The organism is Engelhardtia mirabilis (assembly GCF_007748095.1).
GTDB lineage: Bacteria > Planctomycetota > UBA1135 > UBA1135.
This window is the reverse complement of the sequence record NZ_CP036287.1, coordinates 908,976-920,161: the sequence shown is the minus strand read 5'-3', so window position 1 is coordinate 920,161 and position 11,186 is coordinate 908,976. Positions and strand designations below refer to the sequence as shown.

The window sequence follows — 11,186 nt, the reverse complement described above, 5'->3', positions numbered from 1 at the left end:
GCGTTGGCAAGTTGATTTGAAGTAAGTCCCCGAAGGTCGAGCCTAGGTGGAACCGGGCGATCACGGGTGCGTCGAGGGCGGCGAATACGAGAAGGTAACAACGCGTGGGTCGCCCGCGCCGGAGCCGCGGACCAGTGCCGCCCGGGGGCCCGCCAGGCCGCCCCAGGCTGTCGGACAGAAGGGCCGCCCCCTACGCTACGAGGCTCCATGCCCTGCTCCGAACCGACCCTGCGCGGCACCGTGGCCCTGCTGCTCGGCTGCCTGACGGCCGTGTTGACCACCGGCTGCGGCAGCTCCGAGCCGCCCGCGACCGGCACGCCCGACATCGTCATCGTGCTGGTCGACACCCTGCGCGCCGACCACCTGGGCTGCTACGGCTACGACCTGCCCACCAGCCCCGAGATCGACGACCTGGCGGCCACGGCGACGCTGTTCGAGAACCACACGACCCAGTCGAACTCGACCTCGCCGTCGATCCTCTCGATCCTGACCGGGGTCTACCCCCAGACCCACCGCAACTACTTCGCGGTGCCCCTCGAGGGGACCTTCGACGACCGCAGCTACCTGGCCAACGTGGCCCAGCGGTTGGAGGAGCTGGACTACAGCGCCCACTCGGTCTGGAGCCACCCCCTGTGGAGCGTGCGGCCCGGCGGCAGCGCCTTCGACCGCGGGTTCGAGAGCTACCTGACCCTGCCCCAGGACCGCTCCTACCTGGAGAAGATCGAGCTGGGCGATGCGCGCTTCGTCACCGACAAGGCGATCGGGCTGCTCGACACCTGGCAGGAGCGGGCGCCGGACTCGCCGCTGCTGCTCCTGGCCCACTACTTCGATCCGCACACGCCCTACGACCCGCCGCCCCAGGACCTGGATCGCTTCCTGGGCGATCACCTCAGGGCTGTCGGCATGGAGCGGCTCGAGGGCCAGCTGCGGGGTGTGCTGCCCAAGCGCGGTGAGCGGCTGTTCGACAACCAGCGCGAACAGAAGCTCGGTTCCCTGGCCCTGGGCCGCGCGCGCTACGACGAGGAGATCCGCGACATGAGCCGCGAGGTCGGACGGCTGCTGGCTGAGCTGCAACGGCGCGACCTGTTCGACGACGCGCTGGTGATCTTCCTGGCCGACCACGGCGAGAACATGGAAGGCGACGACTTGGGCCGGCGCAGCATCCGCTTCAGCCACGAACGGCTGTACGAGGGGGTGGTCGGCACGCCGCTCGTCGTCAAGCTGCCGCGCCAGCGCGAGGCCCGGCGGATCGCCGGCCTGTCCCAGAACATCGACGTGCTGCCGACGATCCTCGAGCTGCTCGGGCTCGAGTCCGACCCGCCGGTGGACGGAGTGAGCCTGGTGCCGCTCCTGCGCGGCGAGCGCGAGGAGGTACACGAGCGCGTCTTCAGCGAGTCCTCCGACCAGCTCGAGAAGGCGGTCAAGACGCGCGAGCTGAAGTTGATCCAGCCCACGCCGGAGACGGCCGCCGAGGTCTACCGCTGGCGCGAGGATCGGCGCGAGACCCGCGACGTGGCGGGCCGGCTGGAGGCAGCGGAGCTGGCGGACCTGCTCGGCAGCCTGGAGGCCTTTCGGCCCGAGGCCTGGCTACGTTGGACCCTGGAGCCCGACGCGGAGCCCTTCGAGGCGACCCTGCAGGTGCGCCTCACCGCGGGTGAGATCCAAGACGTCGACGGAGACGGCTGGCAGCGCTCGTCCGATGGAACACAGGCCACCTGGACGGGGCCCGTCGCGGACGAGCGCGTCGAGCTGGGCCTGCGGCTGACGCGTTCCCTGCCCGGCGCCCAGGTGCGCGTGGCCGTGAGTGGCGGCGGTCCCCTGCTCGAGCGCCTGGCCCTGGGGGCCACGCCGCTGGGCCGCTGCGCCGTGTTCGAACTCGCGCCCGAGGGTCAAGCGAGCCCGGCGGCGGCGGGTCGCGCGGTGCGCGTGACCCACGGGCCCGAGCCGTCGACCGTGCGACTGCACTATGCCTTCGACGAACCGACGGCGATCGAAGTGGAGGCCGCCCACGAGGTCGACCGCTACGGCCTGGCGATCGAGATGGACGCCGACGAGCAGGCCCGCGGGTTCGCGCCGGCCAAGGCCCCGCCGCGTTCGCGGCCCGCGTCGGCGCTGCGTTCGGACGCCGCCACCCAGGGCACGATCGAGCTGCGCGGGGATCCCGACCTCGGCGCCCTGCGCTGGCGGGTGTCCGTGGACGGCGAGCGCGTTGCACGCGAGGACCTGGCCATCGACGCGGTGCCCTGCGATCCCCTCGCGATCGGCTTCCAATGGGACACGCCCGCCGACGGAGTCGTGCGCGCGACCCTGGACGCCAGGCTCCCGCGGGACCTGGCTCCGGGCGCAGTCGTGCTGCGTTACGAGATGAGCGGCGAGGCAACCTCCACCGACATCGGCGGCTTCGACGCCTCGACCCTCGACGAGCTGCGCGAGCTGGGTTACGTGAAGTAGGCCCGGACGCGGGGTAGGCCCTCCCGCGGGAGTGGCCGCTGGGCTCCAGCGGTCGGATTGGGTCACCACAGCGTCAGGGCGCTCCACCGGTTCTTCCCGTTGGCGCACTTCGCCCGGGTCTCGGGCTCTTCGACGGGCGGGCTGCTCGCCCAGCCCCTGCCCTCGATGCTGAGGTACGCCGGCTGGACCGCGGGCCAGATCGCCGCCTTCACCGACGTGGCGCCCGTCTTCTGGGCAGTGAAGCCACGGATCGGACTGCTGACCGATTCTGCTGGCCGCGACTTCCGGCGTGGCCTCCTCCGATGCCGTCGTCGACGCGCTCATGGTCGCGACGGCCCAGCTCGCGGGCTGACGGCGCTGTCCGCAGTCCGTTCAAGGTGTGACCCTCGGGGGCGCTCCGTGCCACCGCCTTGCGACGCGGCAGTTGAGGCGCTTGACGATCTCCGCTCGCAATCGCGAGAACCCTGGCCTACTCCACCATGGTCGGCGGAACGTCGTCCGCCGTTGTCTGCGGCGTGGTTGGTTGCTGCTTCCCCATTGCTGCCCACGTGTAGCTCGACCTCGCGGCCCCGACCCGTCCAGCGCGGCCATCGGGGACCGTCTTCGCGACGTCGAGGTGCCTCTCGAACGTGAGCCAGTCCGTCACCGAGGCGCTCGGCGGTTGGATGTTCGTGACCGCGGGGCGGACCTGGGGCCAGCCTCCGACTGCCGCCGCCCTGGGCCTGACCGGCGCGCCAAGCCGCCCCATCCACCGCCGCCCGCTGGGCCATCGAGTCCTCGTTGGGGCACAACTTGAACGTCCGAGTAGCCGAACACCCGATCGGCGGCGAACCCGCTTGATTCTCACCCAAGAAGCGCTAGAACCCTCGCCGCTCGGGAGCACGACCCTGGGGCTCTGTCCACTTCGGACGAGCCGGGGCCGTCGACCCCGGCCGCTCGGCGGAAGGACGCCGACATCTGATGGCTGACGACTCACAGTCCCTTCGAGGCGGCTTGCTCGATGCCGACGTCGCCACGGGCGAGCCGAGGCGCGAAGAGGTCGAAACGACCCCGCCAGACCCGTTGCCGCCATCGAGCGGCACACCAAGGACCAAGGTCCCGAGGAATCGGGGCCGTTCGAGGGCGGCGGCTGCGCCGCAGCAAGCGCGACCGGCTCCGACCTACCGCGAGCGGCATCACCCCGATGCCACCGACGAGGAGTGGGGCGATTGGAAGTGGCAACTCCAACACCGCGTCCGCGATCTGGACGGGCTCGAGCGGGTCTTCCGCCTCTCGTCCGACGAGCGGACGACCGTCGAGCAGCTCGGGGACCGGCTGCCGGTGGGGATCACGCCCTATTACGCGTCGTTGATGGATCCCCGCGATCCACACGACCCGCTGCGGCGCACGATGGTGCCGGTCGGAGGGGAGCTGATCCGCGGAGCGGGTGAGGAAGACGACCCCCTCGGCGAGGACCACGACATGGGCGTGCCCGGGCTCGTGCACCGCTATCCCGATCGAGTCCTGTTCCTGGTTTCGACCTTCTGCGCGACCTACTGCCGCTATTGCACCAGGGCGCGGCTGGTCGGCAAGACCGGCGAATACCACTTCAACCGCGCCCAGTACGAGCGCGCGCTCGACTACATCGCACAGCGTCCGCAGATCCGAGATGTGCTCATCTCGGGCGGGGACCCGCTGACGATGGCGGACGACCGCATCGATTGGCTCCTGGGCCGGTTGCGGGCGATCCCCCACGTGGAGTTCGTCCGCATCGGGACGAAGGTGCCCGCGGTGCTGCCCCAGCGCATCACCCCCGAGTTGTGCGAGATGCTCAAGCGCCACCATCCGCTGTGGCTGAGCGTGCACTTCATGCACCCGAACGAGCTGACCCCCGAAGTGGCTCGCGGCCTGGGGCGGCTGGCGGACGCGGGTATCCCGCTCGGCAGCCAGACGGTGCTCCTGGCCGGGGTGAACGACGACGTCGAGACCCTGACACGGCTCTCGCACGGGTTGTTGATGAACCGCGTGCGCCCCTACTACCTCTATCAGTGCGACCCGATCAGCGGCTCCGCGCACCTGCGGACCCCCGTTGCCAAGGGAGTCGAGCTGATCGAGGGCATGCGCGGCCACACCACCGGCTACGCGGTGCCGACCTTCGTCGTCGATGCGCCCGGTGGCGGCGGCAAGATCCCCCTCTCGCCGAACTACCTGGTCGGACGCGACGGTGACGATGTCGTCCTGAGGAACTACGAGCGCAACGAGTACCGCTACTACGACCCGCAAGCGGGCGAAGGAGCGGTCCAGTGACGGCCACGACCTCCGAAGCCTTGGCCGTGGCTCCCTGTGTCCGCTGCGCGAAGGTCCAGCGGACCTGCTGCCAGCGCGCCGAGATTCTGCTCACCGAGGGTGACGTCGCGCGCATCGCGGCGCACACCGGGAGCGACACGTTCTTCGAGCACCGCGCCCCGGAGGCGGCGGACTACGTCGAGTTCGACGAGGACGACCCCGATTGGGTCGGACTCACGGTGCGCGCCGACGGCCAGCGACGGATGCTGCGGCGCGCGGAGAACGGTGACTGCGGCTTCCTCGGCGCCGCGGGCTGCGTGCTGCCGACCGAGACTCGGCCGCTCGTGTGCCGCCTGTATCCCTGGGACTACACGGCCGAGGGTCTGCTCGAAAGCGCCGGCGAGTACTGCCCTACCGAGCTGTTCGGGGGCCTCGAGCCGATGAACGTGGTCCTCGGTATCGAAACCGCCGACGCCCGCCGCTGGCACGTCCAGCTCTACGAGGAGCTCCGCCATGGAACCGCGTGAGTTGCTGGTCGGCTTGACCTACGACCTGCGCGCCGACTACGCGGATCTCGGTCTCGACGAAGAGCAGCTCGCCGAGTTCGACGGCCCCGAAACGATCGCGGCACTCGAGCGGGCTCTGGCCGAGCTCGGTCATCGCGTCGATCGGGTCGGCAACGTGAAGGCTCTGGCGCGGCGATTGGTGGCCGGAGATCGGTGGGACCTCGTCTTCAACATCGCCGAGGGTCGCTTCGGATCGGGCCGCGAGGCCCAGGTTCCCGCCTTGCTCGACGCCTACGAGATCCCCTACACCTTCTCCGACCCCCTGGCGAGCGCGGCGACACTCCACAAGGCGACGACCAAGCGCCTGCTGCGAGACCACGGACTGCCGACGCCGGGCTTCGCCCTGGTGAGCTCCCTCGAGGACCTCGAGGGTCTCGAGCTCGGCTGGCCGCGCTTCGCCAAGCCGGTCGCCGAGGGGACCAGCAAGGGCATCGACGCCCAGTCCGTCCTGCGGACGCCGGAGGAACTGCGCGAGGTCTGCGAACGACTCCTGCTGCGCTACCAGCAAGACGTGCTGGTCGAGGAGTTCCTACCCGGGCGCGAGTTCACCGTGGGCCTGGTCGGAACCGGCCGACAGGCTCGCTCGGCCGGCGCGCTGGAGGTCGACCTCTTGGGCGAAGCGGATCGGGACGTCTACACCTACCGCAACAAGGAAGAGTGCGAGACGCTGGTGCGCTACAGCCTGGCCGCCGATGCCACTGCTCGCGCCGCCGAGGGCCTCGCCCTCGCGGCCTGGCGCGCGCTCGATTGCCGCGATGGTGGACGCGTCGACCTGCGCTGCGACGCCCAGGGCAGACCCCAGATCATCGAGGTCAACCCGCTCCCGGGCATGCACCCGACCCACTCGGACCTGCCGATCCTCTGGCAACAGGGCGGACGGTCCTACCTGGAGCTGGTGCGGACGATCATGGCCTCCGCCTGCGAGCGCAGCTCCGAGTCGAGGCTCGACGCGTGCGCGTCCTGATCCTGCACGACGGGATCGACGGCGACGCGCGACCCGACGAGTTGGACACCCTGGTCCAGGTCGCGTCGGTGCGCGGCGCCCTCGAAGCCTGTGGCCTGATCGCGATCGCCGCCGAGCTCCCGAGGGATCCCGCGGCGGCGCGCTCGATGCTCGCGGAGGCTCGACCCGACGTCGTCTTCAACCTGGTCGAGAGCGTCGGCGGAGAGGGCTGCCGCATCCATGAGGCGCCGCTGCTCCTGGAGGCCCTGGGACTGCCGTTCACGGGGGCGGGGTCGGGAGCCATGCGTCGATCGTCGAGCAAGCTGCTGGCGAAGGCGGTGCTCCAGGCGGCGGGCCTCCCGACCCCGGGTTGGTTCACCCTCGACGCGTTGCGCGCCAACCCCGACCTGGGCGCGCGCGCGCGCTGGATCGTGAAGTCCGTCTGGGAGCACGGCTCCCTGGGCCTCGAACCCTCGTCGGTGATCGAGACCGGCGACGCACGCGAGCTGGCCCGGGCGATCGGCTCCCGGCTCGTCGCCCTGGGGGGCGAGGCCTACTGCGAGCGGTACGTGCACGGGCGAGAGTTCAACGTGGCGTTGCTCGGCGGGTCCGACGGCCCGGAGTGCTTGCCGCTGCCGGAGATCCTCTTCGAGGGGGTCGGTCCGAACGATCCACGGGTGGTGGGCTACCGGGCCAAGTGGGACGCGGACTCGGCCGAGTGGAACGCGACGCCTCGGCACTTCGCCGAGGATCCGCGCGACGCCGCCCTGCTCGAACGACTGCGAGACCTGGCCCTCGCCACCTGGAACGCCTTCGGACTCGACGGCTGGGCCCGAGTCGACTTCCGGGTCGACGACGGTGAACCGTGGATCATCGACGTGAACGCCAACCCTTGCCTCAGCCCGGACGCCGGCTTCGCCGCGACCCTGGAGCGGGCCGGCATGCCCTACCACGAAGCCGTGCGCCGCATCGTCGCCGCGGGCCTCGCTCGAGCCAGCGCCCCCGTGGAGAGCCAGCATGTTTCGCATACGACAAATCGCTGACACCTCGCTGCCGTCGGATCAGCGCGACGTCGCGCGGGTGCAGCAGATCCTGCGCGAGCGCTTCAGCGGCCTCTCCGCGGAGGAGATCGACGCACTCCCCGATCGCCTGCGCGACCCGTTGCGCCATAGGCTGCGCGCGATGCTGTTGGTCGCCGACGACCTGCGCGGGCATTTGAAGTCCTTCGCCCTGCTGTCCCACGCCCCCGACGTCGGCTTCGCGTTGCTCGACTTCATCGCCTCCGGTAAGGACTCCGGTGGCGGCGGAGGCGGCGGAGCGCTCTACGAGCGAGTCCGCGAGACAGCGCTTGGGCTGGGTGCGACAGGCCTCTACTTCGAGTGCCTACCGGACGAGCCGGAGGCCTGCAGCGACCCGGCCTACGCCGCGGAGAATGCTTCGCGCCTGCGCTTCTACGAGCGCTTCGGCGCGCGCCCGATCGTCGGCACGGCCTATGAGACGCCTCTCAACGAGGGGGATCTCGACATGCCGCACCTGGTCTACGACGACCTGGGACGCGGCGAGATCCCGAGCGCCGCGGAGCTGCGTGAGGTGGTCCGCGCGATCCTCGAGCGCAAGTACGGCGAGCTTTGCAGCCCCGAGTACGTGGCCCTGGTGGTCGACTCGATCCAAGACCCGATCCAGGTTCGACCGGCGCGCTACGTCAAGCGAGCCAATCCCCTGCCGCACATTCGCACGGGCGAGAACCTGGTCGCGCTCGTCGTCAATCGCAAGCACGACATCCACCACATCCGCGAACGCGGCTACGTGGAGGCCCCGGCCCGGGTGCGGGCGATCCTCGACGGGCTGCTGCCCACCGGGCTCTTCTGGGAACAGGAACCCAAGGCGTTCCCGGTGAGTCACATCGACGCGGTGCACGATCCGGCCCTGACCCGCTTCCTGAAGGCGGCCTGTGCCGCCACGCCCGAAGGCAAGTCGACCTATCCCTACGTCTTCCCCCTGCGCAATCGCGCCCGACTGCCGAAGGACCTCACCTACGCGGCCGGCTACTACTGCCTGGATTCGTTCACTCCGCTGAATCGCAACGCCTTCCCGGCAGCTCGCCGCGCGGTGGACTGCGCCTTGACCGCCGCTGGCTTCCTGCTCGAGTCACACAGCCTGTCCTATGCCCTGGTGCGTCCGCCGGGGCACCACGCCGAGCGGTCCCTGTTCGGTGGCTTCTGCTACTTCAACAACGCCGCGATCGCCGCGCACTACCTCAGCGAATGGGGCAAGGTCGCGATCCTCGACGTCGACTACCACCACGGCAACGGCCAGCAGGACATCTTCTACAGCCGGGACGACGTCCTGACGGTCTCGATCCACGGGCATCCGAGCTTCGCCTACCCCTTCTTCTCGGGCTTCGACGAAGAGATCGGCGAGGGCCCGGGCGAGGGCTACAACCTGAACCTGCCCCTGCCGGAGACGGTCGACGGCGCGAAGCACCTGCGCGCGGTCGGACGCGCGCTGGAGCGGATCAGCCAGCACGAGCCGCGCTTCCTGATCGTGTGTCTGGGCTACGACACGGCCCGCCAGGACCCGACCGGCACCTGGACCCTCGGCCCGAAGGACTTCGAACACATGGGCCAGACGATTGGTGCCCTGCGCCTCCCCACCCTGGTGGTCCAGGAGGGCGGCTATCGAACCCGTTCCCTGGGATCCCTCGCTCGTTCGTTCTTCGAGGGCCTCGTCGACGCCCACGGGGGTGTCTATTGAACTCCCCGCACGCTGCGCTGCCTGTAGAGGTGCGCGAGACCCTGGAACCCGGGGACGACGAGCGGGTGCGGGACATCGTCCGGTCGACGGCGTTCTTCTCGCCGGAGGAAGAGGACATCGCCGTAGAGCTGGTCCAGGAGACGCTCGCGCGCGGAGATGCGAGTGGCTACCGCTTCCAGTTCCTCTCCGTCGGAGAGGCCTGCGTGGCCTACACCTGCTTCGGCCGGATCCCCGGCACGCAGAGCAGCTTCGACCTCTACTGGATCGCGACCCACGAGGGCTGGAGAGGTCGGGGGCTGGGGCGCCGCCTGCTGTCGTCCACGGAAGCGAGGATCCGCGCCTTGGGTGGCGACCGCGTGTATGTGGACACCTCGTCGCGCGCCCAGTACGAGCCGACCCGACGCTTCTACGAGCGCTGCGACTACCGCAAGGCAGCCCAGCTGGACGACTTCTACGGACCGGGAGACGGGAAGGTCATCTACTGTCGGGCGCTCGGCGACGGACCTGCGTCGAACCGCGAGGCGGCCTCGCTGGGACCTACCGGAGCTCCTTCAACTCCTCGATGAACAGCAGCCACTGGCGCTCGAGGGCCAGCACGTCGATGCCGTCGAAGGCCACTTCGAGCGCCTTGTCGCGGGCCATCTGGCTGATGACTTCCTTCTCGCCCCGCGACAGCTCGGGCGGAGCCTCGTCGGGTTCGAGCCCCTCGGACCTGGCTGCAAGCAGCTCGGCCGCCTGCTCCGCGTAGGCGGCCTTCAGGGTCTCGAAGTAGATCGGCAGGATCTGCGACCACTGCTCGTGGTTCGCCACTTCCTTCGAGGTGCGTAGGAAGTAGATCATCGACCAGGCCTGGGCGTAGCAGATGCCGCGCCGATCGGGCCGGTAGAATTCGGCCTGGGTGAAGCCGAGGATATCCTCGAAGGGGATGTTGCGGCCGGCGGCGACGATCGAGCGGATGTAGTTGTTGCGCCAGGGATTGACGTCGATCTTGTTGACCTTCTTGCCCGAGATCTTCGCGCCCGAGAAGAAGTCGCCCGTGCCTTCGTTGTACCAGGAGTGCGGAGCGACCTCGCCCACCGAGTAGTAGATGAACTGGTGGAAGGCCTCGTGGTAGAGCACGATGCGCGAGTCCTCCTTGCCCTCGCCGCGCTTCTCCTCGTCCGCCGAGTAGTCGTAGAAGACCAGCTCCTTGGCGGCCGAGTTCCAATAGCCGCCCGAACCCGAAGGGCCGCCGTACTGACGATACTCGTCACCGTCGCGGCAAACCCTCACGGTCGAGACCGCGGTCACCGGCGCGGCGGGCGGGAAGAGCTCCTCGTACTCCAGGCGGATCGCCTCCAGCTCGCGCTTGAGCAGGCGCAGCAGGGGCTGGTCCTTGGTGCTGTAGACGAAGATGTAGTTCTCGGTGTCGTCGGCCTCCCAGCCGCGCACGAGCGTGGAGCGCACCTGCAGGCGGTAGGCCGCATCGATGAACTCGGGTCGCTTCTCGTAGAACTTCTCCCACTTCGACATGTCGAGCGCTTCCGGCTGGAAGAGCTCGATGCCGTCGATCATGTGCTCCCAGATCTTCTCCTGATCGCGAAAGTCGAACTCGGAGCCGCGGCCCATGAAGACCAGCGAGCGCCGCGCGCTACGAAAGACCGTGGCCCAGCCCGGCGGCATGCCCTGGAGTGGCCGGAGCTCGTAGCGCAGGGCGTCGTTGCCGTCGACGTCGTCCAGCCGCTCGGGCTCGGAGATGGAGTACATCGGCTTGCCGCTGCGCTTCCAGACCTGCTCGAGGTAGGTCTCGAAGTCGCGGATCGGATCGGCCTGGTCGGCCTGGTCCTCGTCGCTACCACCGTCGCCACCTTCCTCACCACTGGGCGTGGTCGCGGCCACCGCCACGTGGTCGATCCACAGCACCATCAGCTCCGGCAGGAAATTGGCGTGGGCGCCGACGTAGTCCTCGCGCTCGCGCGCGTTGGTCTTCTCGTCGATCCATTTCAGCGCGACCCACTTCTCGGTCGGCTCTACCGGCACGGCCTTGTAGTTGCGCGGAACCGGCAACTCGAAGCCGAGATCGTCGAAGGACGTGGTGCGATAACCCCCCTGGGCGGCGGCAAGCGGCCCGAGGAACAACGACGCCACGAGGACCGCGGCAAGGGTGCGGAACGGAGCGAGCATCGGACCGGTTCTAGCCCGGAGCCCCGTGGCCGGCAAGGCGCTCG

Annotated in this window: 8 protein-coding genes; 7 read left to right on the top strand and 1 reads right to left on the bottom strand. The window is 69.5% G+C overall.

Features of this window, described 5'->3' with window-relative positions; genetic code table 11:
* The first annotated feature begins 207 nt into the window (after nt 1–207).
* The 7 genes from Pla133_RS03430 to Pla133_RS03400 all read left to right on the top strand — a co-directional run bounded on the left by Pla133_RS03430 (nt 208) and on the right by Pla133_RS03400 (nt 9,545).
* A complete protein-coding gene (locus tag Pla133_RS03430; RefSeq protein ID WP_145062455.1) occupies nt 208–2,451 on the top strand; it encodes a sulfatase in 2,244 nt (747 codons plus the stop codon).
* A gap of 960 nt (nt 2,452–3,411) precedes the next feature.
* The gene (locus Pla133_RS03425; protein ID WP_145062453.1) at nt 3,412–4,737 is read left to right on the top strand and encodes a KamA family radical SAM protein; all 1,326 of its coding nucleotides are present in this window, start codon (nt 3,412–3,414) and stop codon (nt 4,735–4,737) included.
* A complete protein-coding gene (locus Pla133_RS03420) occupies nt 4,734–5,243 on the top strand; it encodes a YkgJ family cysteine cluster protein (protein ID WP_419192082.1) in 510 nt (169 codons plus the stop codon). The genes Pla133_RS03425 and Pla133_RS03420 overlap by 4 nt, the downstream gene beginning before the upstream one ends.
* On the top strand, nt 5,230–6,246 hold the full coding sequence (locus tag Pla133_RS03415; protein WP_419192081.1) for a D-alanine--D-alanine ligase family protein: 1,017 nt from the start codon (nt 5,230–5,232) through the stop codon (nt 6,244–6,246). Before Pla133_RS03420 ends, Pla133_RS03415 begins: the two co-directional genes overlap by 14 nt.
* Nucleotides 6,234–7,268, top strand: a complete 1,035-nt coding sequence (locus tag Pla133_RS03410) for a D-alanine--D-alanine ligase family protein (RefSeq protein ID WP_145062451.1) — start codon at nt 6,234–6,236, stop codon at nt 7,266–7,268. The genes Pla133_RS03415 and Pla133_RS03410 overlap by 13 nt, the downstream gene beginning before the upstream one ends.
* The gene (locus tag Pla133_RS03405; protein ID WP_145062449.1) at nt 7,243–8,979 is read left to right on the top strand and encodes a histone deacetylase family protein; all 1,737 of its coding nucleotides are present in this window, start codon (nt 7,243–7,245) and stop codon (nt 8,977–8,979) included. The genes Pla133_RS03410 and Pla133_RS03405 overlap by 26 nt, the downstream gene beginning before the upstream one ends.
* Nucleotides 8,976–9,545: a GNAT family N-acetyltransferase gene (locus tag Pla133_RS03400; protein WP_419192080.1), complete on the top strand. Its 570-nt coding sequence runs from the start codon at nt 8,976–8,978 to the stop codon at nt 9,543–9,545. The genes Pla133_RS03405 and Pla133_RS03400 overlap by 4 nt, the downstream gene beginning before the upstream one ends.
* Here Pla133_RS03400 and Pla133_RS03395 read toward each other — a convergent pair.
* The gene (locus Pla133_RS03395; RefSeq protein WP_419192079.1) at nt 9,517–11,142 is read right to left on the bottom strand and encodes a DUF1570 domain-containing protein; all 1,626 of its coding nucleotides are present in this window, start codon (nt 11,140–11,142) and stop codon (nt 9,517–9,519) included. The two genes, Pla133_RS03400 and Pla133_RS03395, sit on opposite strands and share 29 nt — an antisense overlap.
* Nucleotides 11,143–11,186: the final 44 nt, after the last annotated feature.